Source organism: Kitasatospora sp. NPDC005856, assembly GCF_040629945.1.
GTDB lineage: Bacteria > Actinomycetota > Actinomycetes > Streptomycetales > Streptomycetaceae > Kitasatospora.
Map to the genome: position 1 here is coordinate 40,454 of NZ_JBEXWT010000023.1, position 25,093 is coordinate 65,546.

Genomic DNA, 25,093 nt, shown 5'->3' on the forward strand with positions numbered 1-25,093 from the left:
CAGCGATCCCTGTCGGGCGGCCGTTCACGGCGGCCGCCCGACAGGGGCCGGTAACCTGTCCGAGCTTGAGTACGAAGGGAGGATTCCATGACCGACGCGAACGGTGCGACCGGCGGTGACCCATCGAGCGGATCCGGGCACTATCCGGAGTTCGCCCGCTTCGGAGGCCTGACGGCCACCATCCTCGCGACCGCTGCCGAACACGGCATCGATCTCGGGGACGAGACCCCGCCGCCGGTTCCCGACTGGTCGCCGAAAGTCGCGGTGTTCGAGTCACCCGCGCGGCGGGTGAGGGTCAACCTCCTGCTGGAGGAAAGAGGGTTCGTCCTTTGGCTGGGCAGCGGTCGAGGACTGCGGGCATCGGCCGGCGGAACCACTCCTGACCTCGTCGAGACCGCCAGGGTCATCGCGGCCTGGAAGCGGGGGGCCACGCTCAAGGAGCTCTCCGAAGAGTTTCCCTTCATGACGTACTCACGGCTGAGTCAGGGGTACGAGGACGGAAACCCGGAAGCCGTGATGTGGGACCTCCTCCTCGGCAACGAGGAATTCGAGGACTACCGGAACCTCATCACCGCACTGCGTGCGGAGCCGGTCCTCGCGGAGATGTTCCCCTACATCTCGATGTGGACGCTGGTCCTGGCGAAGGACGCCTACGACGAGCAGCCGGGGCAGCTGAGGATCCGGCAGGAGACCGACGGTTCCTACCTGTTGTCCTCATCGAAGGCCGAGGAGGACAACAGGCGGTTCGACCGGCTGGACGACCTGGTCGCCGCGGCTGTCGCCCTGCGGGCCGACCTCTGATCGACCCTCGGAGCACACGGCGCCGCCTCTCCACGCCCGCAAGGGCGGGCGAGAGGCGGCGCCTTCGCGTTGGGGCGCGGCCGTCCCTGGAGCCGACCCGCCGGCCGACCGCCCCCCACGCGCCGGCCCACGCGCCCCACGACCGTCCCGGCCTGCCCTCCGGGGACACCGGTCGTTTCCCCCGCTGAGGGTGCCGGCGCCCTGTCGCTGCCCGCCCCGGCCCGGGACACTGCGGGGGAGACCGCCCCTGCAACCTGTGAGGTCGAGCGTGATCGGCGCCACCGCCACCCCCCGCTCCGTCCGGCGGCCGGCCAGGGCCGCCGTCGCGGTGCTGCTCGCGCTCGCGGCGGCCCTGGTGACCCTGACCGGCGCCGCCCCCGGCGGGCAGGGTGCCGCCGCGGCCTCGGTGGCCGCCGTCGACCCGGCGGCCGGGCGGATCGTCTTCGCCGGCACCAACCACCGCGGCCTCGGCAAGGTCACCGGCGCGGAGTCGAGCACCCCGCTGTTCGGGCCCGGCCCGATCCACTTCGACCGCGACCCCTCGGCCCGCGGCGACGAACTGGTCTTCACCAGCCTGCGCGACGGCCCGCTGCCCCAGGTGTACCTGCGCGACGCGGCCGGCGCGGTGCACCGGCTCACCACCGGCATGGACACCGCCCACCCCGCGTTGGCCCCGGACGGCAAGGGCGTCGTCTTCGAGGCCCTGGAGGCCCGAGGCGGGAACGGCGGTACCCAGCACGTCCTGTGGGCCGTCAACCGGGACGGCAGCGGACTGCGCCGGATCACCGACGGCGCCGCCGACGAGACCCACCCGACGGTCTCGCCCGACGGCAAGTGGATCGCGTACTCCTGCGACGGCGAACCGGAGCACCGCCAGATCTACCTGCGGCCGTTCGAGGGCGGCGCGCCCGTCAAGGTCACCAACGTGACCAACGGGGACGCGGTCGACCCGACCTGGAACCCGGTGAACGACGACGCCCACCGCAACGAGATCGTCTACACCTGGGACCAGCGCGACCAGGGCAGGACCCTGATGCTCACCTCGCCCACCGGCGGCGACAAGGCGTTCTTCCCCGGTACCGGATCCACCTGGAAGACCGGCTCCGCCGCCTGGATGGCCGACGGCAGCGGCGTGCTCTTCCTCAGCGCCGACCTGCTCGACCCCAACAACCCGACCCCGCAGCCCGACCCGGCCCAGCCACCGGTGGTGAACCTCTACCGCGCGCTGACCTGCAACTGCGACGCGCCCAAGATGCTCTACCGCGCAAACCGGTTGATCGCCACACCCGCCTGGCTGGGCACCCAGAACGAGGGCGGCCCCGTCGTCGAGCAGACCAGCGCCTCCGGCGCCAACGTCGCGGACGTGGAGGACATGCGTCCCGACGGCGGCGATCCGCGCGACCTCGGCATCAGCGTGCTCCGCGAGGACCCGGCCGCCGATACCAACACCAGCACCGACCCCGCCACTGACCCCCTGTTCCACCCCCGCCCCGGCTTCGACCCCTGGTACGAGCGCCAGACCTTCACGCCCGACGGCCGGCAGATCGTGGTGACCCGCTACGAGGACGGCCCCGCCGGCCGGATCCAGCGGATCTGGACCGCCGACGCCGACGGCGCGGACCCCCAGCCGATGAACCTCGCCGGACGCGGTCCGAACGACCGGGACACCGACCCGTCGATCTCCCCGGACGGCCGACTGATCGTCTTCAGCCGCAGCGCCCCGGCCACCGGCCGGCAACCGGCCCGGCCCGGGCGGGTCCTGATCGCCGAGGTGTCCACGGGGCGGATCGTCGGCACCGTCCAGCCGCCGGCCGGGCAGCAGGGCGCCTCCGACGGCCAGCCGTTCTGGTCGCCCGACGGCAAGCTGATCGCCTTCTCCCGCACCGCCGTGGTCAACGCAAACGCCGGCAACCTGCACGTCTGGACGGTCTCCGCGGACGACCTCACCCGGCAGACCGACCTGAGTCGGACGGCCTGCCCGGGCAGCTGCAACGTCATCGACGACAGCCCCGCGTTCGCCCCCGACGGCCGCCGGATCGCCTTCAACCGCAAGGCCGGCGACGGCGGGAACAACCAGCAGGACGGCGTGGTGGTCACCACGCCCACCGGCGCCGACTGCACCGTGGTCGTACCCGCCGGGCTCGGCGTGGGCGCCTGCACCCGGCCGCTGCCCGACCGCCCCACCACCGGGCCCTTCCAGCCCCGCGACGTCGCCTGGACGGCCGACGGCGCACAGCTGCTGATGACCTCCCGCCGGGCCGCGCCGCCCAGCTCGCCGGAGGGGCTCAAGGTCTACGACTTCGCGAGCGCCAAGCTCACCGAACTCGACTGGCGGCTGCCGGGCCGTCAGAAGGAGCCGGCCGTCCAGCAGTCCGTCGACCTGGCGGTCAGCGCGCCCGAGCGGACCCCGGCCGTCCCCGTCGACGGCAGCACCGAGGTGACCGTCACCGTCACCAACAAGGGCCCCGCGCCCTCACCCGGTACCGCCCTCACCGTCTCGGTGCCGACCGGCGGCCGGCTCGGCCGGCTGACCACTCCGACCGGATCGTGCGACGCGGCCGCCCTGCGCTGCGAACTGGGCACCCTGGCACCGCGCGCGGTGGTCCGGATCAAGGCCACCCTGATCGGCACCCGGCCCGGTGTCCCGGACTTCGGCTGGAGCGTCACCGGCGCGGTGGTCGACCCGAACCCCGACGACGACTCCGCCCGGACCTTCCTGCCGGTGCTGGAGCCGCCCACCCCCACGCCGACCCCGACCACCACCCCGTCACCGACCGCCTCGCCGTCACCGACGCCGACACCGACTCCGACTCCGACGTCGAGCCCGACACCCACGCTCAGCCCGACCGCCACACCCACCCCCGTACCGCCGCCGCCCCCGGCCCCCGCCCCGCCGCCGCAGGCGGGCCCGGAAGTCGCGGTCGACGCCCAGCCGAACCCCGGCTACGTCGGCGGCCACGTGACCGTCAGCTACACGGTGCGCAACACCGGCCAGGCCCTCGCCACCGGACTGCGCCTGACCCTGGGCCTGCCCGCCGCAGTGCCCACCGAGAAGCTGCCCCCCGGCTGCCGGAACGGCACCTGCACCGTGAGCGACCTGGCCCCGGGCCGAAGCGCGGTGGTCCGGGTGGTGCTCTCGCCCGTGGCGGTGCTGGACACCACCATCACCGCGGAGCTGACCACCACCGGCACCGACGCCACCCCCGGGCCGCACCGGGCGAGCACCCCGCTGCGCATCCTCCAGCCCCGCATCGTCGCGGTGCCGCCGATCGGCAAGCCCGGCTTCGTGACCTCGGTGCGCGGCGTGGACTTCCCGCCCGGCACGCCGGTGACGTTCACCTGGAACCCCGGCATCACCGCCGCGGCGGCGCCCACCCGCCCGAAGGGCGACGGCACCTTCGCCGGCCAGCTGCTCATCCTCCCCAAGGACGAGACCGGCCCCCGCACCATCACCGCCGAAGGCCCCGGCTTCTCCCCGGTGACCTGCCCCTTCCTGGTGGTCGAGGGCAGCATCGGCCCGCCCGGGGAGGTGGAGCGGCGGTGATCCACGAGGTCGACGAGGCGCTGCGGCAGCTGCTCGCCGAGACCGGTCTGCCCGAACGCGGGATCGAGGTGGTCTTCGACGCGCCCACCCGGGACTTCGCGGCCCGGCGCAACGCGCCCACGGTCAGCGTCTTCCTCTACGGGCTCCGCGAGGACACCGGCCGCCGGCAGTCGGGCACCGTCGCGGAGTACGACGCGGACGGGCTGGTGACCGGCCACCGCCCCGCGCCGCGCTGGTTCGAGCTGGCCTACCTGGTCACCGCCTGGACCAACCGGCCGCAGGACGAACACCGGCTGCTGGCCGAGGTGTTGCAGTGCCTGACCGCCACCGACGTGCTGCCCGCCCGGCTGCTCACCGGCTCGCTCGCCGAGCTCGGACTGACCGTCGCGCTGGACATCGCGGGGCGCGACACCGGCCTGCCGTCGGTGTCCGACGTCTGGTCCTCGCTCGGCGGGGAGCTACGGCCGTCGGTGGACCTCCGGGTACTCGCCCCGCTGCCCGGCGGGCGCACCCCGGCGGGGCCGCCGGTCACCGAGGGGCTGGTGCTGCACGCCGACCAGACCAGGCCGGACGGTCCGCGGCCCGACACCGGCCCGGCCGGCCCGCCGCCCGCCGCCGGCCCGTCACCCTCCGCCGCCCCGCCGCCCCCGGACGGCCCGGGCCGCCGGCTGCGCTACCAGGGCGCCGGGGACCCGGGGGCGGACGGCTTCGCCGCGCCCCGGGAACGCGGGCTGCCGCCCGGCCGCCGGCCACGGGGCAGGGCGCGATGAGCCTCGACCTGGACCAGAGGGCGAACGGCGCACCGCCCGCCCCCGACCACCTCTGGGAGCGGCTGCACCGGGTCGAACGGCGGGTCCGCGCCGCGGTGCGCGAACGCCGGGCCGACGACCCGGACCCGGACGACCCGTACCGCGGCCAGTACCTCGGCCCGGAGGCGGTGGAACGCATCCTGGCGGCCTCCGCCGCCGTCCACCGGGGCGCCGCGGACCCCGGTGACGGGCCCGTGCCGCCGCCCGGCTCCCGGCTCTGGCGGCTCACTGCTGCCTTCGGGCTGCTCCCGGTGGACCTCGACCTGCTGCTGGTGGCCCTCGCCCCCGACCTCGACTCCCGCTTCGAACAGCTCTACGGCTACCTCAACGACGACCTGACCCGCCGCCGGGCGACCATCGGTCTGGCCCTCGACCTGTGCGGGCTGTCCGGAGCCGGCGACGGCCGCTTCCGGTTCTCCGTCCGGGCCCCGCTGATCGCCGGCGGCCTGCTGGAGATCACCGAACCGGACCGGCCGCTGCTCTCCCGCACCCTGCGCGTGCCGGACCGGGTGACGGCCCATCTGCTCGGCGACGACGAGCCGGACGGCACCCTCGTCGGACTGGCCCATCGCGCCGGGCCCGGCCACCGCCCCCACCAGCCGCTCGAACAGCTGCGGGCGCTGGCCGCGGACGGCGGCCTGGTGCACCTGCTCGACCGGGGCGGGCACGCGGGCCCGCTCGCGGTGGCCGCCCTCGCGGTCGACGGCCCGCCGCCCCTGGTGGTCGACGCCGCCGTCCTCGCCGCCCGCCCGCCGGAGGCCACCGTACGGGTGCTCGCCCGCGAGGCGCGGCTGGGCGGGGGCGGCGTGGTGCTCGGACCGCTGGACCGGCTCGAACCCGAACGGCCCGAGCGGGCCGCCCTGCTGCGCGAACTGTGCGCGCGGCTCGCCGGCGTCCCGCTGGTCGTGCACGGCCCGCAGGTCTGGGACCCGGCCTGGGCGGCGCAGAGCCCCGTGGTGCTCACCGTCCCGCCGCCGGACGCGCGCGGCCGGGCCGAGCAGTGGGCGCACGCGCTGGGTTCGGAGCAGGGCGAGGAGTTGGGCGAGGAGTTGGGCGAGGAGTTGGGAGAGGAGCTGACCGAGGCGGTGGCCGCCTACCGGTTGGACCAGGAGCAACTGGCCCGCGCCGCCTCGGTCGCGGCCCGGACGGCGGCCGCCGAGCGGCGCCCGGTTCACGCCGAGGACCTGCGCACGGCGGTGCGGGCGCAGAACGCCGCCGGCCTGGCCCGGCTCGCCCGTCGGATCGAGCCCGGGGTCGGCTGGTCCGACCTCGTCCTGCCCGCCCCCACCGCGGGCCGGCTGCGCGAACTCGTGCTGCGCGCCCGGCACCGCGACCAGGTGCTCGGACGGTGGCGGATGCGCCCGGGAGGCGGCCGGGGCACCGGTGTGATCGCCCTGTTCGCCGGGGAGTCCGGCACCGGCAAGACGATGTCGGCCGAGGTGGTCGCCGCCGAACTCGGCATGGAGCTGTACGTGGTGGACCTCTCCACCGTGGTGGACAAGTACATCGGCGAGACCGAGAAGAACCTGGAACGGATCTTCACCGAGGCCGCGCAGGTGAACGGAGTCCTGCTGTTCGACGAGGCGGACGCGCTGTTCGGCAAGCGCTCGGAGGTCAAGGACTCCCGGGACCGCCACGCCAACGTGGAGACGGCCTACCTGCTCCAGCGGATGGAGTCCTTCGACGGGATCGCCGTGCTGACGTCCAATCTGCGGGCCAACCTCGACGAGGCGTTCACCCGACGGCTGGACGTCATCGCCGAGTTCCCGCTGCCGGACGCGGCGCAGCGGCGCCTGCTGTGGGACCGCTGCCTGGGGCCGTTGGTGCCCCGGGGCGACGACCTCGACCTGGACTTCTGCGCCCGGAACTTCGAGCTCACCGGCGGCTCCATCCGGGCCTGTGCCGTCTCCGCGGCCTACCTGGCCGCCGGGACGGGTGCCCCGCTGGGCATGGCGCAGCTGGTCTCCGCGGTGGTCGGGGAGTACCGCAAGCTCGGTCGGCTGGTGCTGGCGAGCGAGTTCGGGCCGTGGCTGGGCGTCCTCGGGGACGCCGGGCACGGCTGACCGCGCCTGGGCACGGCTGGTCGCCCCCGGACGGCTGATCGCCCCCGGGACGGCCGGCAGCCCCGGCACGGCGGGGCGGCCGGTGCGCCCGGGACGGCCGGGGGGGACCTGGGGGAACGCGCTGCGATGTCCCCCGGGGGCACCCGTTCCTGCCCCCGGTCGGGGACCGGCGGACATGTTTCCGGGTGGCGTCCGGGCAGCAGACTCGGGGGCGAATGACCGGCGAACCGATTGGCCAGTTGAAGGAGCGCGTATGCCGTCGTACCTCACCCCGGGCGTGTACGTGGAGGAGGTCCAGTCCGGTGCCCGGCCGATCGAGGGCGTCGGCACGGCCGTCGCCGCCTTCGTCGGCTTCGCCGAGACCGGGCCCTTCCACGAGCCCACACTGGTGACCAACTGGGACCAGTACGTCCAGCGGTTCGGCGGCTTCACCGAGGGCACCTACCTGGCGCACTCGGTGTACGGCTTCTTCGCCAACGGCGGCGGCTCCGCCTACGTGGTGCGGGTCGGCGACCCGGCCCGGCGGACGCCCGGCGCCGCCCCCGCCGTCACCGCGGCCCCGCCCGTCGAGATCGCCGGGTTCCTCTTCTCCGCCCTGCCGGGCGCGGGCGCCGAGGTGTCCGTCGAGGTCGCCGACCCGGAGGGCGAGAACGTCCCCGAGGACCGCTTCCGGCTGCTGGTGCGCCGGGGCGCCGAGGTCGCGGAGACGTACGACGTCTCGACCCGCAAGAGCACCAAGGGCTACGTCGTCACCCAGCTGCGCGAGTCGAAGCTGGTCGCCGTCGCCGAACAGCCCGGCACCGCGCCGAGCCGCCCCGAGCGCCGTACCCACGCCCTGGCCGCCGCGCCCGCGCCGGCCGCGGTCCCGGCGGGCCGGCTCGACCCCGCCGAGTACGTCGGCGACGCCGCCGCCCGGACCGGCTTCGGCGGCCTGGAGGCGATCGACGAGATCACCATGGTCGCGGTGCCCGACCTGATGAGCGCCTACCAGCGCGGCGACATCGACGACGAGGGCCTGCGCACCGTCCAGCTCGCGGTGATGTCGCACTGCGAGCAGATGGGCGACCGGATCGCGGTGCTGGACCCGCCGCCCGGTCTCGACGCCCAGCGGATGCGCACCTGGCGCAACGACGAGGCGGGCTTCGACTCCCGCTACGCCGCGCTCTACTACCCGTGGATCAAGGTCTTCGACCCGGCGAGCGGCCGCAACGTGCTGGTCCCGCCGAGCGGGCACGTCGCCGGGGTGTGGGCGCGCAGCGACGCCGAGCGCGGCGTGCACAAGGCGCCCGCCAACGAGGTCATCCGCGGCGCGGTGGACCTGGAGCTGCGCCTGAGCAAGGGCGAGCAGGACCTGCTGAACCCGATCGGCGTCAACTGCGTACGGGCGTTCCCCGGGCGCGGCATCCGGATCTGGGGTGCGCGCACCCTCTCCTCCGACCCCGCGTGGCGCTACCTGAACGTGCGCCGGCTCTTCAACTACCTGGAGGAGTCCATCCTCCTGGGGACCCAGTGGGTGGTCTTCGAACCCAACGACGACCGGCTGTGGTCCAGCATCCGCCGGAACATCACCGCGTTCCTCACCGAGGAGTGGCGGCGCGGGGCCCTGTTCGGGCAGACCGCGGCCGAGGCCTTCTACGTCAAGTGCGACCGCGACAACAACCCGCCGGAGTCCATCGACCTCGGCCAGGTGATCTGCGAGATCGGCGTCGCCCCGGTGAAGCCCGCGGAGTTCGTGGTGTTCCGGCTGTCCCAGTTCTCCGACAGCACGAGCCTCGTCAACGAGTGACCGGCCCGGTCGGCACCACCCCTCGGCACCCCTCGCATCGGAAGGTGACACAAACCCATGGCTGAAGGCGATCCGCTCTCCACACATATATTCGGCGTCCAACTCGGCGGCTACAACGTCGAGTCCGTCAAGGAGATCAGCAACCTGACGGTCGAACAGGACGTCGTCGAGTACAAGCAGGTGACCCAAGAGGGCAAACTGATCGTCCGCAAGCAGCCCGGCGCCCGGCTTCCCGGCGAGGTGACCATCACCCGCGGCCTGGACAAGAGCGGCGCGTTCACGGACTGGATCAAGGAGACCCTCAACAACGGGGCGATCAACACCGCGCGGCAGAACCTCACCATCGAGGTCAAGGACACCACCGGTGCCACCCTGCGGCGCATCCAGCTGACCAACGCCTGGGCGAGCCGCTGGGAGGGTCCCACCCTCAGCGCCGGCGAGTCCAGCGCCGCGACCGAGACCGTGACCATCGTGTTCGAGGAGATCTCGGTCGAGTGAGGCGGAAGATCGGCCTGGAGGAGCTGCTGGAACGGGCTCCGGCCCCGCAGAGCACCGCGCCGCAGCAGCAGGCCCCGGCGGCAGCGGTGGCGGCGGCGCAGCCCCGGGGGCGGGCGCCGCACACCGAGTTCGAGTTCGAGCTGCCGCTCGGCTACGTCGACGACGAGGGCACCGTGCACCGGCACGGTGCCATGCGCCTGGCCACCGCCCGCGACGAGCTGATGCCGCAGATCGACCTGCGGGTCAAGGAGAACCCGGCGTACCTCAGCGTGGTGCTGCTCAGCCATGTCATCACCAGGCTGGGCGACATCACCGACGTGCACGCCGGGGTCGTCGAGCGGATGTACGCCACCGACGTGGCCTTCCTCCAGGACCTCTACCAGCGGATCAACAGCGAAGGCCACACGCGCGCCGCGGTGACCTGCCCGCACTGCGACGGCGCCTTCGAGGTCGACCTCGCCGGTGGGCGCCTGGGGGAATCGTGACGTACGCGCCTGCTCGGCTGTACGAGGAGATCGCGTACATCGCGTACCACTTCCACTGGCAGCGGGAGGACATCCTCGACCTGACCCACCGCGAACGCGGGCAGTGGGTCAGGGAGATCGCGCGGCTCAACACCCGCATCAGCGAAGGCGGGTGAGCCGGATGGGGCTTCGGGACTGGATCGGCCGCCGCAGGGGCGGCGAGGCCGGGGACGGCGAGGGTGCCGCTTCCGGCGGCGCTCACGGCGCGGCCTCCGGCAGTGCCGGAGGCACGGGCGCGGCCGCTCGGCGGCGCCCGGCGGCCGGGGACGGGGGCTGGCGCGCGGTCGCGCCGCTGGTTCCGACCCTGGCCGGGCCGGCCCACGGCGTCAGTGACGGCCTGAGGTTCCGGTCCCGGCTCACCGCCTGGCAGGACCCGTCGCTCTGCGGCCCGCTCGGCCACGCGGTGCTGCCGACCGCCCCGGTCGGCATCCTGCGGGCCGTGGCGGCGCCGGGCTCGCCGGCTCCCGTCCGCACGGGCGGGGACGAGCTCGTGGTGCCGGTCCTCCCGGGGGAGTCCGGGGCCGAGGCGTTGTCGGAGGAGGGGCAGCCGGGCACGGTCCGGCAGGTCCGTCCGGTCCAGCGGTCCGTCCGGCAGCGGCGGCTTCCGGTCCGGTCCGGGCCGCGACCGGCACGCGCGGGCGGCGCCGAGCGACGAGCGGCGGGGGAGGGTGCTGAGGGCGGTGCGCCGAGGCCCGCGGCGGCGACGCCCGGTGCGGCGACGCCCCGCGCGTCCACGTCTGATGGGTCGAAGTCCGATGGGATGAGGGGGAGTTCGCCGAGGAGTGCCGCCATGGCGCCCGGTGCGGAAGCGCCGAGCGTCTCGGCTGCTGTCGCGGCGACGCCCGAGGCGGTCACCGGCTCCTCGCGCCCGAACGACTCGGCGGTGCGGGCGGAGCGCCCCGTACGGCCGCGGTCCCTCGGGGCCCCGCTGGTCGTGGCGCGGCGCCCGACGTCGCTGCCCGCGCGGCCCGTGGCGGCCGTCCCGGGGCAGGTCGGGAGGCCGGAGGCGGTCACCGAGCCGACGAGCCGCAGCGCGGACGCGCCGCGGCCCGCGGCGGTGACGGGCGAACCCGTCGACGGCACGCGCCGCCCGTCCGCGAGCGGCGGAGCCACCGAACGGTCGACGGCGCCAGGCCCGGCCGTTGCCCCCGCGCCCACGCGGAACGAGCGCACCGAAGGGGTGGTCCAGCGTGCCGCCGCGACCGGCGCCGCCGTACCCGCCCGCCCGGTTCTCGGCGCGCCGCTGACCGCGCTGCCCGCGAGCGCCACACCGCTGGCCACCGACGGCCCCCGGACCCCTGGCGCCTCCTCGGGGCACCCGGCCATGCCCGTCGTTCCCGCCGGCGCCGGGTCCACCGGCCCCGAGACGGGCGGGCGCGACGAGGTCCGGCCGTCCGCGGACGGGGACCGTGGCACGACCACCTCGGCCCGACGCGCCCGTACGGCCGGGGCGTCCGTCGGCTCGGCACCGTCCCGGCCCCAACGCGGGTCCGGCGGCGGCGCGCCCGTCCAGCGCACGCCGTCCTCGTCGCCGACCCCCGAGCGCGCCGTGCCCGTCCAGACCGATCCGGCCCCTGAACGGCGGAACGGGGCCGCCGAGGGCGCGTCAGTGCAGCGCGCCCCGGCCTCGCCCGCCGTCTCCTCGCCTGTCACCTCCGCGCCGGCACCGCTGGCGCCGACGCCCGAAAGCGTCGCGCCGGGTCGGACCGACCCCGCCCGTGCCGACCGGAGTGCGCCCGCGGAGGGCGTGTCCGTGCAGCGCGCCCCGTCCGGGACCGCCGCCTCCACGCCCGTATCGCCGGCTCCGTCGGCCGATCGCGCCGTTCCGCTTCAGCCCGCCCCTTCCCCTGCCCGTACGCGTGGAGGCCTGGGCGCGCCGCTCGACGCGCTGCCGCCGACGGCGGCCGTGGCGGGAGGCGCCGCTCCGCTGCTCGGCGGGCGCCGATCGGTCCAGCGGATCACGGCCCCGGCGGCGGGCGACTCCGCGCCCGCCGTCATCGTGCCCGCGGCCGGTGAGGGGCTTCCCGTGCAGCGTGCCACCCCGCGTTCCGGCGACGGCCCGGCGGAGGCGATGTCCCCGTACGGGAACGGTGGTGACGGGCGGTCGGCAGCTCCGAGCACTCCGAGCACTCCGAGCACCCCGATCGCCCCGGCCGCCGGTGGCCGCAGTGCGCATCCGAGCTCCGAGCGAGGCCGGCTCGGATCGGCTGCCGGGCGTGCCGTGGCCCCCCGGGGGACGACGGCTGCCTCCGCCGCGCAGCCGACCGTTCCCGGGACGCGACCCGTGGGCGCCCCGCTCGCAGCGGGTAGCGGTCCGGTGGTACCCGTGACGGTTCCCGCGCGCCGGTCCTCCGGAGGCCCGGGTGTGCAGCGTGCCGTTCAACTCATCGGTCAGAGGCGCGGGTTGCTCGGGGACCGTCGAATGACGGTCGCCCTCTCCACCGCGCCGGCACCATCCGTTCCCCCTGCCGCCGCTTCCGGCGGCGCCGGTTCGGCACCGACACCACCCGTGGTCCGGCCCGTCTGGCCCACGGCGCTCGCGGCCCCTGCGAACAGCGAAGCGTCGGCCGCCCCGGCCGCCGCCGTTCCGCAGCGCTCGCGGTCACGGGCGCGGCGCTCGCCGGGTGCCGGGACCGAGGCCGGAGGCGCAGCACGGGGTTCGGCCTCGCAGCCCGGCTCGGTGCGACTCCCGGACCCGGCCGCGCCGCGCGGCGTCTTGGCCGCCGTGCAGCGTGCGTTCTCCCGACGCCCGTCGGACCGGCCGGTCGCCCGGGCGGCAGCCGATCACCTGGCAGCGCCCGCAGGTCCGTCGGCACCCGCCACCGCCGCTACCCCGGTCGCGCCGGCGGACCTGGCCCGCGTCCTGCCCGGTCGCTCCCGTGCGGCGGCCCCGAACGCGGGCGCTCAGGCACTGCCACGGCCCGGCACCGTGAGCGGGGGCCGCTCGGCCGTACAGCGTTCCGCCACGCCGACGTCCGGTGGGAACCCGAACTCCGTCACCCCCGGCACCCTCGGTGTGCCTTCCGCCATGACGGCCACCCCGCGCCCGCCGGTCGTCCGGCTCAGGCCCGTGACGGCCGCGCCGATCCAGCGCCTGCCGGCCACCGCCCTGCCCCCGCAGCCATCCCCGGTGCAGCCGCCCGCCGTCGCGGCCCCGGCGGGCACGAGTCGGCCACCGGGCCCACAGCCGGCCACCGCATTCGCGCCGTCGACCACGCCGTCGGCCGCGTCCGCGCCCGCGCTCGTCGTCTCCCGGGCCCTGTCCGCGGGGCACACCACCAGCGCCCCGCCCACCTCGTCGGCGCCGTCCGCGCCGACCTCGCCCGCCACGGCGCGGCTGTTGCAGCGGGTGGCCGAGCAGACGGGCCTGACCGGGGTGCCCCTGACCGCCGTGCCCGCGCGCACACCCACCACCGTGCAGCTCGCGACGCCGACCCGGTCCGCGGCGCCCGGGACCCCGTCCGCCGCGGGCACCCCCGGCAAGCCCCCCACCGCACCGGGCGCCGAGCGGCGCGCCGACCCCGCCGACCTCGACGAACTGGCCCGGCGTCTGGTCGAACCGGTCGGCCGGCTGCTGCGCACCGAGTTGCGCAGGGGCCGGGAACGCGGCGGCAAACCGTACGACATGCGCCGCTGAGACCGGGCCGGACCGCGGACGACGAAGCGGACCGGAGCGTGGACCAGACGGACGGCCGACAACAGGCCGCAGCGACGTGACCGGAAGCAGGGAGCAGGAGCAGAAGCGATGACCGACAACATCTTCGCGTCCAGTGTGTTCTTCAGCCTGACCATCGGCGGCAACGACCTGGGCGAGTTCACCACCTGCTCGGGTCTCGGCGCCCAGGTCGAGATCGAGCAGTACGCGGAGGGCGGCAACAACGGCTTCGCGTGGCAGTTGCCGGGCCGCATCACCTGGTCGAACATCACGCTGACCCGCGCGGTCACCGCCGACACCACCAAGATCGCCCGCTGGCTGTCCGAGATCGTCCGCAAGGTCGAGCCGAAGGACGGCGAGATCGTGGCGCTGAGGCCCGACCTGAGCCGGATCGTCGGCTGGCAGGTGCTCGGGATCGTCCCGGTGCGCTGGGAGGGGCCGTCCTTCGACCCCGCCAACTCCCAGGCGGCGATGGAGACCCTGGAGATCGCCCACGCGGGCCTGCGCCCCTCCTGACCTCACCGCACGCCCGGCCCCACGCCCCCGCCCCCGCCCGACACCCCGACCCACGGAAGGAGCACCAGGATGTCCCCAGCGGTCCCCGCCAGCGTCACCCGGGCCCAACTGACCATCATGGAGCCACCGTCCACGGTCGGTGCCCAACCCGGCGGTACGCTCGCGCAGCTCCGGCTCCAGTTCAACCCGGCGACGCTGGTGTTGAGCAAGACCACCGAGTGGCGGCGCACCCCGTCCCGGATGGCGGGCGAGTCCGCGCTGCCCGAGTTCGTCGGCAGCGGTCCGCGCTCGCTCTCCCTCGACGTCTTCCTGGACTCCACCGCGACCCACGACAACTCGGTGGAGCGGGCGGTGGAACAGCTGATGACGGCGTGCGTGCCCACCCCGGCCAGCCTGGCGCGCAAGACGCCGGCCAGCCCGTGGATCCGGCTGGACTGGGGCACCCTGAAGACCACCTCGTTCAACGGGGTGCTGACCGGCCTCTCGGTCACCTACTCGCTCTTCGACGTCGACGGGAAACCGCTGCGGGCGGTCTGCTCGCTGACCATCGACGAGGCCAGCGTCGACCCGGCCGGCCAGAACCCGACCTCCGGCTCGCCGGAGGCCCGCAGCACCCACCGGGTGATCGCCGGCGACAGCCTGCCCATGCTCGCCTGGCGCGCGTACGGGGACGCCACGGCCTGGCGCACCATCGCGGAGGCCAACGACATCGACGATCCGCTCGCGCTGGTCCCCGGTGCGGACCTGATCGTGCCGGGCATCGAGGAACTCACCCAGAGCCACAGCCGGACCCACAGCCGGAGCGAACTCACCCAGGGCGGACGGCCATGACCACTCCCGAGGCCCGCGGCGGCCGGTCCTTCGCCGCCGATCCCGTCGTCGAGGCGCCCGGCCCGCTGCCGCCGATCTGGGCGACCCAACTGGTCTCCTGCGACATCGAGGAGAGCGTCGGCCTGCCCGACACCGCCGTGCTGTCCTTCCGGGACGCCGACCACACCTTCCTCTCCGCCACCGGCATCACCATCGGCACCCCGCTGAAGGTGTCCGTGGTCACCGTGCAGGGCAACACCCGGGCGCGGCTGTTCACCGGCGAGGTGACGGCGCTGGAGCTGGAGGTGGACTCCACCGGCTCGTACACCGTGGTGCGGGCCTCGGCGGTCACCCACCGGCTGATGCGCGGGCGCCGGGTGAAGGCCTTCCGGAACATGACGACCGCCGACATCGTCCGCCAGGTCGCCTCGGGCGCGGGACTGACCTGCGGGAAGGTCGACTCCTTCCCGGTCGTCCACCAGCAGCTCTCGCAGGCGAACGTCCCGGACTGGGAGTTCCTCCAGTTCCTGGCCCAGGAGAGCGGCGCCCAGGTGCGGGTGGACGACGACGGCCGGCTGGAGTTCGTCCGGCCCGACCCCGCCTCCGGCGCGCCGGCCCCCTCCACCCCCGCGCCGCAGAACCCTCTGGTGCTGGAGTACGGCCGCAACCTGCTGGAGCTGCGCGGTGTGCTGACCGGCGCGGGAGGAGCGGACACCGTCGAGGCCCGCGGCTGGAACGTCACCACCAAGAGCGCCCTGGTCGCCACCGAGCCGGCCGTGACCTCCCGGACGGTACAGCCGGGGATGAGCCCCTCGGTGGTGTCCTCCGCCTTCCCCGGCCGGACCCGACTGACCGTCGCCGACACCCCGTACCGCACCCAGGCGGAGACCGCCTCGGTGGCCCGGTCGCTGGCCGCCTCGGTGGCGGCCGGCTTCGGTGAGCTGGAGGTGGTCGCCGAGGGCAACCCGCGGCTGCGGGCCGGCACCGCGGTCGCCCTGGGCAACGTCGGCGCCGCCTTCTCCGGCCGCTACACCGCCACCGGGGTGCGCCATCTGCTCGAACCGTTCCGCGGCTACCGGACCACCGTGGTGGTCAGCGCCGCCCCCGACCGCTCCCTGGCCGGGCTGACCAGTGGCGGCAACGCGCCGCCGCGCGGGCCGCGGATGCCCGGCCTGGCCGTCGCCGTGGTCACCGATGTCCGGGAGCCGGGCGGCGGTCAGCGCGGCTGGGTGAAGCTCAAGTTCCCCTGGCTGGACGACACCTACGTCTCCGATTGGGTGCGCACCGTGCAGTGGGGCGGCGCCGGGGGAGGCGGCGTGGTCAGCCCCGAGGTCAACGACGAGGTGCTGGTCGGCTTCGAGCAGGGCGACCTGGACAGCCCGTACGTGCTGGGCGGGCTCTACAACGGCGTGGACCGGCCCTCCCAGCACGACGTGCCATTGGTCGACGGGGCCTCCGGAAAGGTCAACCGCCGCTCGGTGGTGTCCCGTTCGGGCCACCGGATGGAGCTGCTGGACGTGCCGGGCGGCAAGTCCGGCGTCCGGCTGGCGAGCGGCGACGGGAAGCTGGAGGTCAGCCTGGACCAACAGCGCGGCGAGATCGTGCTGACCGTCCACGGCCTCGGCGGCGGAGCCGGCAGCACGGTGCGGCTCTCCTCCTCCGGCATCACCCTGGACGCGGGCACCGGCGCGGTGAACGTGCGCGGCGGCTCGGTCACCGTCCGGGGAACGACCTCCGTCACCGTGGACGGCGGCGCCCAGGCTGTGCTCAAGGGAACCTTCGTGCGCATCAACTGACGGACAGTCAAGGAAACAACGGCAGTAGACGAGTGCCCGCGACCGGCGCGGCACCATCGGAAACGGAGACCGCACATGCCCCCCGCAGCCCGGACCGGCGACCTCACCGACCACGGCGGCGCCCTCACCACCCCGCCGCCGGGCGCCCTCAAGGTGGCGACCGTGCTGATCGGCGGCCGTCCCGCCGCCGTGGTCGGCAGCGTGCACGCCTGCGTCGTCCCCCCGCACCTGGCTCTGGGCCCCGGCAACCTGGTGCTGCCCTCCCCGGGCGCGGTCACCGGGGGAATGGTGCTCATCGGCGGCCTGCCCGCGGCCCGCATGGGCGACAAGACGACCTGTGGCGCCACCATCACCTCCGGTGCGTTCGACGTGCTGATCGGAGGCTGAGCATGAGCGGCAGCTTCATAGGCCGCGGCTGGGCGTTCCCGCTGCGGGTGAACGCCACCGGCGGCATCGCCATGGTGGAGCGGGACCGGGAGCTCGCGGAGGCGATCCGCCTGATCCTCGGCACCGCCCCGGGAGAGCGGCCGATGCGCCCCGAGTTCGGCTGCGGCATCCACGAGTACGTCTTCGCCCCGGGCGACAGCACCACCGCCGGGCGGATCGCCCGCGAGGTGCGCATCGCGCTGGAGCGCTGGGAGCCGCGGATCGAGGTCGACGACGTCGTGATCGCCTTCGACAGCGCCGAGGAGGGCACCCTCTACATCGACGTCCACTACACGGTGCGGGCCACCAACGACCGCCGCAACCTGGTCTTCCCCTTCTACACCATCCCGGAGCACCCGGGAGCGGACTCCCTCGACACCGTCGCCGGGGGTGCGCGCTGATGGCCCTGCCCTCCCCGAACCTGGACGACCGCCGCTTCCAGCAGCTCGTCGACGAGGCCAAGCGCTACGTCCAGCAGCGCGCCCCGGAGTGGACCGACCACAACGTCTCCGACCCGGGCGTCACCCTGATCGAGACCTTCGCCTACCTGGTGGACCAGCTGCTCTACCGGCTGAACCGGGTGCCGGAGAAGAACTACGCCGCCTTCCTCGACCTGCTCGGCATCCGGCTGTTCCCGCCCGCCGCGGCCCGGGCCGAGGTCGACTTCTGGCTCTCCGTCCCGCAGCCCGAGACGGTCCTGCTGCGGGCCGGCACCGAGGTCTCCACGCTGCGCACCGAGACCGACGACGCGGTGGTCTTCTCCACCGCCGAGGACCTGCCGATCGTCCCCAGCTCGCTGGAGCGGCTGGTGACCGTCTCCGCCTCCGGCGAGCAGTCCGACGGCACGGCCCGGCTGGCCGACGGCGCGGACGTGACCTGCTTCCAGTCGCGCCCGGCGCCCGGGGACGCGATGCTCTTCGCGCTGCCCGCCGTGGTGCCGCGCTGCATCCTGATCGTCCGGCTGGACAGCCGGGTGGAGGGCGTCGGCGTCGACCCGCGTCAGCCGCCGCTGGCCTGGGAGGTCTGGGACGGCGCGCGCTGGATCGCCTGCGAGACCGGCAGCGACACCACCGGCGGCCTCAACCGGCCCGGCGAGGTCGTCGTCTTCGTGCCCGCCGGGCACACCGCCTCGGTGGTCGCCGGCCGACGGGCCGGCTGGCTGCGCTGCCGGGTCACCGAGCCGCAGCCGGGCCAGCCGTTCTACTCCGAGTCGCCCACCGTCCGCCGGGCCGAGGTGTTCACCGTCGGCGGCACCGCCACCGCCGTCCACGCGCAGACCGTCACCGACGCGCCGCTCGGCGCCTCGGAGGGCGTCGCGGGCCAGCGCTTCAGCCTGGCCCGGCCGCCGGTGCTGCTCGACGGCGAGCCCCCGGTGGTCGAGGTCACGGCCGGCGAGGGCTGGGAACGCTGGACGGTCGTCGAGCACTTCGGCGAGTCCTCGCCCGCCGACCGGCACGTGGTCCTGGACGCGACCACCGGCGAGTTCCTCTTCCCGCCCGCGGTCCGGGAACCGGACGGCAGCCTGCGCACCTTCGGCGCCGTGCCGCCCAAGGGCGCCCGGCTGCGCGTCCCGCAGTACCGCACCGGCGGCGGGATCGCGGGCAACGTGGCCCGCGGCACCGTCACGGTGCTGCGCAGCTCCGTCCCGTACATCGCCCGGGTCGACAACCGGGAGGCGGCGCGGGGCGGGGTCGACGGCGAGACCGTGGAGAATGCCAAGGCCCGTGCCCCGCACCAGCTGCGCCTGCAGGAACGCGCCGTCACCGCCGGGGACTTCGAGCTGATCGCCCGGCAGGCCGCGCCGTCCGCCGCCCGGATCAGCTGCCTGCCCGCCGGCGGTGCGGAGGCGGGGGCGGTGCGGGTGCTGGTGGTCCCCGACGCCGTCGCCGACGAGGGCGACCGGTTGCGCTTCGAACAGCTGATCCCCGACGAGCAGGTGCTGGCCGCCGTCGCGACCGCCCTCGACGAGCGCCGGCTGATCGGCACCCGGCTGGTCGTGCAACCCCCCACCTACCAGGGCGTGACGGTGGTCGCCCGCCTCACCACCCGCTCCGCCGACCCCGACCGGGTCCGTGAGGAGGTGCTCGCCGCGCTGTACCGGTACCTCAACCCCCTGCGCGGCGGCGCCGACGGCGAGGGCTGGCCGTTCGGCCGGGCCGTGCAGTACGGCGAGGTGTTCGCGGTGCTCCAGCGGGTGGCCGCCGTCTCGGGCGTCGAGGAGGTGCGGCTGTTCCCGGCCGATCCGATCACCGGACGCCGGGGCGCGCCCACCGAGCGGGTCGAGGTCCCGCCGGACGCCCTGGTCTTCTCCCACCAGCACCAGGTCGTGGTCACCGCGGTCGCCGAGGGCAGCGAGGCGGGCGCATGACACGGGCCGCCGTTCCGGGGCTGCCCAGCCCGCACCCGATCGGCGAACTGCTGCCCGCGCTGTTCGCCGACGACGACTTCGCCCAGCGGTTCACGGCCGGCCTGGACACCGTCCTCGCCCCGGTCTTCGCGACCCTGGACAACCTGCCCGCCTACTTCCGGCCCGGCCTCGCGCCGGCCGACTTCCTCGACTGGCTGGCCTCCTGGGTCGCCGTGGAGGTGGACCCGGACTGGCCGGTGGAGGTGCGCCGCGCGGTGGTCGAGAGCGCCGTGGAGCTGCACCGCTGGCGCGGCACCCGCCGCGGCCTCACCGAACGGCTGCGGCTGGTGCTCGGCGCCGGAGCCGAGATCGTGGACGGCGGCGGCGCCTCCTGGTCCACCGACCCGCGGGCCGCGCTGCCGCCCGCGCCGAGTGGCGACGTCCTGGTCCGGGTCTGGCCGCTGAGCGGACCGGCACCGGACGAGGAGCAGGTGCGGTCCGTCGTCAGGGCGGGCTGCCCGGTCCATCTGACCTGCCGGGTGGAGATCCTGCCCGGCCCACCCGGGCGAACGGAGGGCTGACGGATGCCGGTGTGCCCCGAATGCGGAACGGCCAACGGGGAGGGGGACGACTTCTGCGGCAACTGCGGCGCCTACCTCGGCTGGTCGCGCAGCGCTGCCGCCGCTCCGGCGGCGCCGACGGCTGGGCCCGTGGCGGCGCCCGCTCCCGCGCGGGCCGAGCCCGAACCTGCGCCCGCACCCGCACCAGAGCCCGCGCCCGCGCCCGTCGAGTCCAGCCGGCGGAGCGTCTCGCGCCGGATCGCGCGCCCCAGGGCGGAAGCCAAGCCGGAGACCACGGCGGAGGCCAAACCGGAGGCCACGGAAGAACCCAAGGCGGAATCCAAGCCGGGACCCAGGGCGGAGACCAAACCCGAGGCCAAGCCGGAGCAGCCGCCCGCTCCGCCCGCCGAGCCCCTGCCCGCCGAGCCGTCGGCGCCCGAGCCTCCGCGCCCGAGCACCGCCCCCGTGCGCCCGAGCACCGCCCCCGTACGGCCGGCTCCCGCGCAGGCCGTTCCCGCCCCCGCGCCGCAGGCCGACCCGGTGGCCGTCCAGCCCGCCAAGCCCGTCGCGCCGCGCCCCGTCAGCCGGGCGGCCGAGGCCGTCGAAACCCAGGACGGCCCGCCCTGCCCCCAGTGCGGCACGCCCAACCTGCCCGAGCGGAAGTTCTGCCGCCGCTGCGCCGCCCCGCTGAATCCCGCCGCGGCCGTGCCCGAGCTGCCCTGGTGGCGCACCCGCTGGCCGTTCCGGCGCCGGGTGCGGATCGGCGGCTCGGGCAACGCGCTGCGCCGCACCATCGCGCTGCTCGTGCTGGTCGCGGTGGTGGTCGCCGGGATCCTGCTGTACCCGGCCGGCAAGGTCGCCTTCCAGGACGTGCTGGACAAGCTCCGCAGCACCGCGCCGATCACCCCGTCCGCCACCTCGGCGAGCGCCGCCGTCGAGGGCCATCCGGCCACCGCCGCCGACGACGGCCTCAGTAACACCTACTGGGGGGCGCCCGCGATCGGGGACTCCGTCACGTTCTCCTTCCGCACCCCGTTCCGGCTGGTGGACCTGATCATCCACACCGGGGATTCGGTGGACCCGCAGCACTTCCAGCAGCAGGCCCGCCCGATCGTCCTCTCCCTGGAGGTCACCGCCGAGGACGGCGAGGTCCACACCCAGCAGGTCCCGCTCGACGACCGACCCGGACCGCAGACCGTGCAGACCGGACTCAGCGACGTCACCCAGGTGAAGCTCACCGTCCGGGAGGCCGCCGGAACCGGTCCGGGCCGCGCCATCGCACTCTCGGAGGTGGAGTTCTTCAAGCGCACCTGACCCCTGGCCCGTCACACGGCCTGCTCCCAGAGGTCCAGTCCGGCCCGGAGGAGGTCGCGCACGGCCGCGGTCTCCTCCTCCGTCCAGGCGTCCTCCCCGGCGGTCGGTTCGAGAGCGTCACCGCCGAAGAGCTTCTCGTAGGCGCTGTCGTGGACCGGTCCCTGGGAGGGAAGGCGCGGGCCGGACTCCACGCTGTGGGAGAGGTCCTCGAAGAAGTTCCACGCGTCCAACAGCAGTCCGGCCGGCACCGGGCCGAGGCCGGGGTGCTCGACCCATCGCCGTACGGCGGCCAGGTCGAGGGTGGCTTCGGCCTCCCAGACGAGCTCCCGGTCGTTGCGGTCACAGTGTTCCCGCAGCGTCCTGAGGTCCCGGAACGCGAGGAGTCCGCCACGGTCGTCCACGAGGAGCCGGTCGGGCGCGTCGCCCTCGCCGGGGCTCCAGATCAGTGTCAGATCCCCTCTCCTGGTCTCGATGCGGTACGGATAGTAGTCGGCCATGCGGAGTCTCCCGTGCTGTCGCGACGACACCCGCCGCGGGGGTCATCCTGCCTGCAACGACCGTCGGCGATGACCGCGGGTCAGGTCGACGTCTCGCCGTCGTCCCCGTCGCCGGAACCCGCACCGGCCGTGCGTCCGCCCCGGACGGGGTGCCACTCCACCAGCAGGATCGTGGCGTCGTCCCGCAGCCGGTGGTCCCGGTGGGTGATCGGGTCGCGGCCCGCCCTCATCCGCACGGCGGACGCCACGGCGGTGCGGTCGCCCGTGGCGTGCCAGCGTGGAGGGGCGCGGCCGGACACGAGCGGGGAAACGGGCCCCTGCCGGGGTCGGCCGGGAGCGCTGGGAGCAGCCGATGGACGAGACCCGGAACACCCCCGGCCGGGCGGTGGGAGTCCCGTCGGACGAACAGGCCACGCGGGTCCGCCGGGACGGCTACGCCCGGCTGGGCGCCGCCGACCTGGGCATCGACACCGGCGCCATGGCGGCGGACTTCGCCGAACTCGCCGAGGCGTACCGGGACCTGCCCCCGGACCCGTACGCGCGGCAGACCCACCGGTTCCGCCGCTACTCGCACGCCGTCCACCTGCCGTGGACCGGCGAGTTGTCCTTCATCCCCGGGGCGCCGGACAAGGAGTTCGGCACCGTCACCGAGTACTGGCAGGTCGAGCACAACCCGGAGTATCCCCGGGTGCGCCGCCGGTTGCCCGACATCCCGCCCGCCCTGCGCGGCAACCGGCTGCTCGACGCCCTGATCCGTGCCGACCTGGGCCACGCGCTGTGGCTGGAGGACCTCCACCGCGTGCCGGTCCACGTCGGAGTCCACCTGATCGCGCTCGGCGTGCACGGGCGGGACGAGGTCGCCGTCTCCTCGCCCGACTGTCTCCACCAGGAGGGTGGTTCGTCGGCCACCTTCACCTTCGCCCACCTCGTCGGCCGCCGGAACGTCGAGGGTGGCGAGAACGTCATCGCCACCCCGGAGAGCGCCGGACGCCGGCCCGACGCGCTGCCGCCCGAGGCCGTCCACGAGCGGTTCGTCCTGACCGAGCCGCTGGACGGCTACGGCGTGCACGACGGCCGCGTCAGCCACTACGTCGGCCCGGTCCGTCTCGGTGACGCCGGCGACGACGGCCGACGCGACATCCTGATCGTCGGCATCGCCCCCTACACGCTCGCGCTGTAGGCCCTGCATCCGATAGGGCCTACGCCCCGGGCCCGCTGTGACGTGGCGGTTCCGACCGGGTGGCTCGCCCGTGCGCCGGCTCAGCCGTAGAGCGCCACCCGGGGCTCGACCGTCCCCTGGACCGGCGCCGCCCCGACGACGGTGATCCGGTAGCGCTCGGTCAGGGTGTGGTGGCCGTGCAGGACGAGCTTGGCCGAGGTGAGCCGGGTGTACAGCGTGCCGGTCTGGCTGGCGAGCGGCAGGGTGCGCCAGTGGCCGTCGGAGGAGAGCACTTCCAGCCGGATGCTCGCCGGATCGAGGAAGGGCCCCTTCACGGGGGACTCGATGAGGACCTGCGGGGCCACCGTACGGTCGGCCGAGGAGTCGTTGCGGTAGGAGACGGTGATCACCCGCTGCGCGTGGTCGGGCGGCAGCGGGGAGGTGGGCAGCTCGACGAAGCCGGTCGGCGGGGCGCCGGTCGCGGTCGGGGTCGGGGTCGCCGCCTGGGCGGGGGCGGTGAGCAGGGCGGTCGGCACGGCGGCGAGGGCCGCGGCCAACGCCAGACTCCGACGGGGGAACTTCAGGGTGCGCATGGCGCCTCCTTCGGCCGACGGGCGGGGCACGCGGGTGCGCCGACTGGTCCGGGCGGATCCGTACGGAACCACCCTGCCCCCTCACCCGGAAAGCCGCACGCCGTGAGCCGGTGGCGGGCCGGGCCGGAGGGCGCGTGGTGCTCCGACTGGGCCGAACGGGCGACCACCGGAGCCACCGCCGGAGCCATCGGGCCGGGGCACCGCCCGTGCGGAGACCGGGCCCCTTGCCGCGGGCGCGGCCTCCGCCCGAGGTCCGGTCGACCGGCCCTCGGCGAACGGGGGCGCCGGGGAGCCGGTGCTACGGGTGCTCGGGCGGGCCTGCGACGATCATCGGCCAGTCGCCGTCGGGGCCGAGGAGGTCGTCCAGCGGGGTGCCCGGCGGGGCGGTGAGGACGGCCGTGCCTTCCTGGAGGCGGCCGGCCAGGCCCGGGTCGACGGCGGCCTCGGCACGCAGGAGGAGGACGGCCGCCGGGTCGGTGGCCGAGCGGAGCGGGAAACCCGCCGGATCCACCTCCGCCCGCTCCAGCACCGCCGGGTGGACGGCTATGCCGACCGTCAACAGGCCGTCCTCGTAGGCGTGCTCGGACCAGCCGTCGGTCTGCACCAGGTAGAAGACCCCGTCGCCCTCGTAGCAGTGCCCGCCGAGCCGGGCCAGGGCCTGCTCCCCGGGGGTGCCGTCCGGGTCGACGACCAGGACGGCCACCGGGGTGTCCGGCTCGTCGGGGTCGAGGCCGGAACGGACGTGGAGACGGGCCATCGGGGCACCTCCGGGGTCGGTACGGACGGGGGCGGGACGGGCATCAGTACACACCGCGCCACTGACAGCGCCGGCCGTCGGGCCGTCAGCGCCCGTCCATGAGGCGGTACATGCCGATCGAGTCATGGGTGGCGGTGTCCGCGAAGCCGAACTTCTCGTAGAGGAAGCGCGCGGGGCCGTCCGCGATCAGCGAGACGTACGCGGTGGCGGGGGCCCGGCGTTCCAGTTCCTCGCTGAGGGCGGCCATGATGCGCCTGCCGAGGCCGTGGCCCTGGTGCGCGGGGTGGACGCAGATGTCGGTGATCTGGAACGCGGTGCCGCCGTCGCCGATGATCCGCCCCATGCCGATGGGCTCGCCCTCGTGGTGGAGGACCACGCCGTACCAGGTGTTGGGGAGGGCGAGCGCGACCGCTTCGGGGGCTTTGTCGGAGAGGCCGGCGTCGGTGCGCAGGCGGCGGAAGACCTCGACGGTGGGCACACCGGGACGAATGTCGTAAGGGTCAATCACTGAATTCATGGATTACAAACTACCCGGTCGGCCCTGCCGCCGGGCTCCGGCCGCTCGGGTGAACGCGCGGCGCGACATGCCGGACGGCGTGGGGGGTCGTGAGGGCGGAAGCGATGATCGCCGGGTTCCC

23 protein-coding genes are annotated in these 25,093 nt (G+C 75.1%); 18 read left to right on the forward strand and 5 right to left on the reverse strand.

Features of this window, described 5'->3' with window-relative positions:
- The first annotated feature begins 87 nt into the window (after positions 1-87).
- The 17 genes from ABZ449_RS16460 (at position 88) to ABZ449_RS16540 (ending at position 21,449) form a co-directional block, all read left to right on the forward strand.
- Complete coding sequence (locus tag ABZ449_RS16460) at positions 88-801, forward strand: hypothetical protein (protein WP_360346060.1); 714 nt, start codon at positions 88-90, stop codon at positions 799-801.
- Positions 802-1,057: 256 nt separating this feature from the next.
- Positions 1,058-4,345: a hypothetical protein gene (locus ABZ449_RS16465; RefSeq protein ID WP_360346062.1), complete on the forward strand. Its 3,288-nt coding sequence runs from the start codon at positions 1,058-1,060 to the stop codon at positions 4,343-4,345.
- Positions 4,342-5,115, forward strand: a complete 774-nt coding sequence (locus ABZ449_RS16470; RefSeq protein WP_360346064.1) for a DUF4255 domain-containing protein — start codon at positions 4,342-4,344, stop codon at positions 5,113-5,115. The genes ABZ449_RS16465 and ABZ449_RS16470 overlap by 4 nt, the downstream gene beginning before the upstream one ends.
- Entirely contained in the window at positions 5,112-7,217 is a 2,106-nt protein-coding gene (locus ABZ449_RS16475; protein WP_360346066.1) for an ATP-binding protein, read from the forward strand. Before ABZ449_RS16470 ends, ABZ449_RS16475 begins: the two co-directional genes overlap by 4 nt.
- A 253-nt stretch (positions 7,218-7,470) precedes the next feature.
- The gene (locus ABZ449_RS16480) at positions 7,471-9,003 is read left to right on the forward strand and encodes a phage tail sheath family protein (protein WP_360346067.1); all 1,533 of its coding nucleotides are present in this window, start codon (positions 7,471-7,473) and stop codon (positions 9,001-9,003) included.
- A gap of 57 nt (positions 9,004-9,060) precedes the next feature.
- The gene (locus tag ABZ449_RS16485; protein WP_030290301.1) at positions 9,061-9,501 is read left to right on the forward strand and encodes a phage tail protein; all 441 of its coding nucleotides are present in this window, start codon (positions 9,061-9,063) and stop codon (positions 9,499-9,501) included.
- Positions 9,498-9,986, forward strand: coding sequence for a hypothetical protein (locus tag ABZ449_RS16490; RefSeq protein WP_360346069.1), 489 nt, complete (start codon positions 9,498-9,500; stop codon positions 9,984-9,986). Before ABZ449_RS16485 ends, ABZ449_RS16490 begins: the two co-directional genes overlap by 4 nt.
- The gene (locus ABZ449_RS16495) at positions 9,983-10,141 is read left to right on the forward strand and encodes a DUF6760 family protein (protein WP_181970396.1); all 159 of its coding nucleotides are present in this window, start codon (positions 9,983-9,985) and stop codon (positions 10,139-10,141) included. The genes ABZ449_RS16490 and ABZ449_RS16495 overlap by 4 nt, the downstream gene beginning before the upstream one ends.
- A 2,912-nt stretch (positions 10,142-13,053) precedes the next feature.
- The gene (locus ABZ449_RS16500; protein WP_360346071.1) at positions 13,054-13,662 is read left to right on the forward strand and encodes a hypothetical protein; all 609 of its coding nucleotides are present in this window, start codon (positions 13,054-13,056) and stop codon (positions 13,660-13,662) included.
- A 108-nt stretch (positions 13,663-13,770) separates the two neighbouring features.
- The gene (locus ABZ449_RS16505; protein WP_359830489.1) at positions 13,771-14,196 is read left to right on the forward strand and encodes a phage tail protein; all 426 of its coding nucleotides are present in this window, start codon (positions 13,771-13,773) and stop codon (positions 14,194-14,196) included.
- A 69-nt stretch (positions 14,197-14,265) separates the two neighbouring features.
- The gene (locus ABZ449_RS16510) at positions 14,266-15,027 is read left to right on the forward strand and encodes a peptidase M23 (RefSeq protein WP_360346073.1); all 762 of its coding nucleotides are present in this window, start codon (positions 14,266-14,268) and stop codon (positions 15,025-15,027) included.
- Positions 15,024-16,802 (forward strand): VgrG-related protein, encoded by a 1,779-nt coding sequence (locus ABZ449_RS16515; protein WP_360346075.1) that lies wholly within the window; start codon positions 15,024-15,026, stop codon positions 16,800-16,802. Before ABZ449_RS16510 ends, ABZ449_RS16515 begins: the two co-directional genes overlap by 4 nt.
- A 75-nt stretch (positions 16,803-16,877) precedes the next feature.
- Complete coding sequence (locus ABZ449_RS16520; RefSeq protein WP_360346077.1) at positions 16,878-17,189, forward strand: PAAR domain-containing protein; 312 nt, start codon at positions 16,878-16,880, stop codon at positions 17,187-17,189.
- Positions 17,190-17,191: 2 nt separating this feature from the next.
- Entirely contained in the window at positions 17,192-17,629 is a 438-nt protein-coding gene (locus ABZ449_RS16525; protein ID WP_360346079.1) for a GPW/gp25 family protein, read from the forward strand.
- Positions 17,629-19,596: a putative baseplate assembly protein gene (locus tag ABZ449_RS16530; protein WP_360346081.1), complete on the forward strand. Its 1,968-nt coding sequence runs from the start codon at positions 17,629-17,631 to the stop codon at positions 19,594-19,596. The genes ABZ449_RS16525 and ABZ449_RS16530 overlap by 1 nt, the downstream gene beginning before the upstream one ends.
- The gene (locus ABZ449_RS16535) at positions 19,593-20,156 is read left to right on the forward strand and encodes a phage tail protein I (RefSeq protein ID WP_360346083.1); all 564 of its coding nucleotides are present in this window, start codon (positions 19,593-19,595) and stop codon (positions 20,154-20,156) included. The genes ABZ449_RS16530 and ABZ449_RS16535 overlap by 4 nt, the downstream gene beginning before the upstream one ends.
- A gap of 444 nt (positions 20,157-20,600) precedes the next feature.
- The gene (locus ABZ449_RS16540; RefSeq protein WP_360346085.1) at positions 20,601-21,449 is read left to right on the forward strand and encodes a zinc ribbon domain-containing protein; all 849 of its coding nucleotides are present in this window, start codon (positions 20,601-20,603) and stop codon (positions 21,447-21,449) included.
- An 11-nt stretch (positions 21,450-21,460) separates the two neighbouring features.
- Here ABZ449_RS16540 and ABZ449_RS16545 read toward each other — a convergent pair whose 3' ends face one another.
- A complete protein-coding gene (locus ABZ449_RS16545; protein ID WP_360346087.1) occupies positions 21,461-21,946 on the reverse strand; it encodes a hypothetical protein in 486 nt (161 codons plus the stop codon).
- A gap of 80 nt (positions 21,947-22,026) precedes the next feature.
- The gene (locus tag ABZ449_RS16550; RefSeq protein ID WP_360346089.1) at positions 22,027-22,194 is read right to left on the reverse strand and encodes a hypothetical protein; all 168 of its coding nucleotides are present in this window, start codon (positions 22,192-22,194) and stop codon (positions 22,027-22,029) included.
- 104 nt (positions 22,195-22,298) lie between these two features.
- Here ABZ449_RS16550 and ABZ449_RS16555 point away from each other — a divergent pair, with 104 nt between their 5' ends.
- Positions 22,299-23,126 carry a 2OG-Fe dioxygenase family protein gene (locus ABZ449_RS16555; RefSeq protein ID WP_360346091.1) on the forward strand — a complete coding sequence of 276 codons (828 nt, stop codon included), beginning with the start codon at positions 22,299-22,301 and terminating at the stop codon, positions 23,124-23,126.
- Between the two features lie 80 nt (positions 23,127-23,206).
- On the opposite strand, the gene ABZ449_RS16560 is transcribed toward ABZ449_RS16555, so the two are convergent.
- From ABZ449_RS16560 to ABZ449_RS16570, 3 genes are all read right to left on the reverse strand, one after another.
- Positions 23,207-23,698 (reverse strand): signal peptide protein, encoded by a 492-nt coding sequence (locus ABZ449_RS16560; RefSeq protein WP_360346093.1) that lies wholly within the window; start codon positions 23,696-23,698, stop codon positions 23,207-23,209.
- 298 nt (positions 23,699-23,996) lie between these two features.
- Positions 23,997-24,455 carry a hypothetical protein gene (locus ABZ449_RS16565; protein WP_360346095.1) on the reverse strand — a complete coding sequence of 153 codons (459 nt, stop codon included), beginning with the start codon at positions 24,453-24,455 and terminating at the stop codon, positions 23,997-23,999.
- 85 nt (positions 24,456-24,540) lie between these two features.
- The gene (locus ABZ449_RS16570; protein WP_360346097.1) at positions 24,541-24,972 is read right to left on the reverse strand and encodes a GNAT family N-acetyltransferase; all 432 of its coding nucleotides are present in this window, start codon (positions 24,970-24,972) and stop codon (positions 24,541-24,543) included.
- Positions 24,973-25,093 lie beyond the last annotated feature (121 nt).

What these genes read in the sequence shown, in the direction of transcription:
- ABZ449_RS16515 (WP_360346075.1), top strand. Translation starts at nt 15,024, where the DNA reads ATGACCACTCCCGAGGCCCGCGGCGGCCGGTCCTTCGCCGCCGATCCC.
- ABZ449_RS16525 (WP_360346079.1), top strand. Translation starts at nt 17,192, where the DNA reads ATGAGCGGCAGCTTCATAGGCCGCGGCTGGGCGTTCCCGCTGCGGGTG.
- ABZ449_RS16535 (WP_360346083.1), top strand. Translation starts at nt 19,593, where the DNA reads ATGACACGGGCCGCCGTTCCGGGGCTGCCCAGCCCGCACCCGATCGGC.
- ABZ449_RS16545 (WP_360346087.1), bottom strand. Translation starts at nt 21,946, where the DNA reads ATGGCCGACTACTATCCGTACCGCATCGAGACCAGGAGAGGGGATCTG.
- ABZ449_RS16520 (WP_360346077.1), top strand. Translation starts at nt 16,878, where the DNA reads ATGCCCCCCGCAGCCCGGACCGGCGACCTCACCGACCACGGCGGCGCC.
- ABZ449_RS16555 (WP_360346091.1), top strand. Translation starts at nt 22,299, where the DNA reads ATGGACGAGACCCGGAACACCCCCGGCCGGGCGGTGGGAGTCCCGTCG.
- ABZ449_RS16570 (WP_360346097.1), bottom strand. Translation starts at nt 24,972, where the DNA reads ATGAATTCAGTGATTGACCCTTACGACATTCGTCCCGGTGTGCCCACC.
- ABZ449_RS16510 (WP_360346073.1), top strand. Translation starts at nt 14,266, where the DNA reads ATGTCCCCAGCGGTCCCCGCCAGCGTCACCCGGGCCCAACTGACCATC.
- ABZ449_RS16480 (WP_360346067.1), top strand. Translation starts at nt 7,471, where the DNA reads ATGCCGTCGTACCTCACCCCGGGCGTGTACGTGGAGGAGGTCCAGTCC.
- ABZ449_RS16530 (WP_360346081.1), top strand. Translation starts at nt 17,629, where the DNA reads ATGGCCCTGCCCTCCCCGAACCTGGACGACCGCCGCTTCCAGCAGCTC.
- ABZ449_RS16560 (WP_360346093.1), bottom strand. Translation starts at nt 23,698, where the DNA reads ATGCGCACCCTGAAGTTCCCCCGTCGGAGTCTGGCGTTGGCCGCGGCC.
- ABZ449_RS16505 (WP_359830489.1), top strand. Translation starts at nt 13,771, where the DNA reads ATGACCGACAACATCTTCGCGTCCAGTGTGTTCTTCAGCCTGACCATC.
- ABZ449_RS16485 (WP_030290301.1), top strand. Translation starts at nt 9,061, where the DNA reads ATGGCTGAAGGCGATCCGCTCTCCACACATATATTCGGCGTCCAACTC.
- ABZ449_RS16475 (WP_360346066.1), top strand. Translation starts at nt 5,112, where the DNA reads ATGAGCCTCGACCTGGACCAGAGGGCGAACGGCGCACCGCCCGCCCCC.
- ABZ449_RS16460 (WP_360346060.1), top strand. Translation starts at nt 88, where the DNA reads ATGACCGACGCGAACGGTGCGACCGGCGGTGACCCATCGAGCGGATCC.
- ABZ449_RS16500 (WP_360346071.1), top strand. Translation starts at nt 13,054, where the DNA reads ATGACGGCCACCCCGCGCCCGCCGGTCGTCCGGCTCAGGCCCGTGACG.
- ABZ449_RS16565 (WP_360346095.1), bottom strand. Translation starts at nt 24,455, where the DNA reads ATGGCCCGTCTCCACGTCCGTTCCGGCCTCGACCCCGACGAGCCGGAC.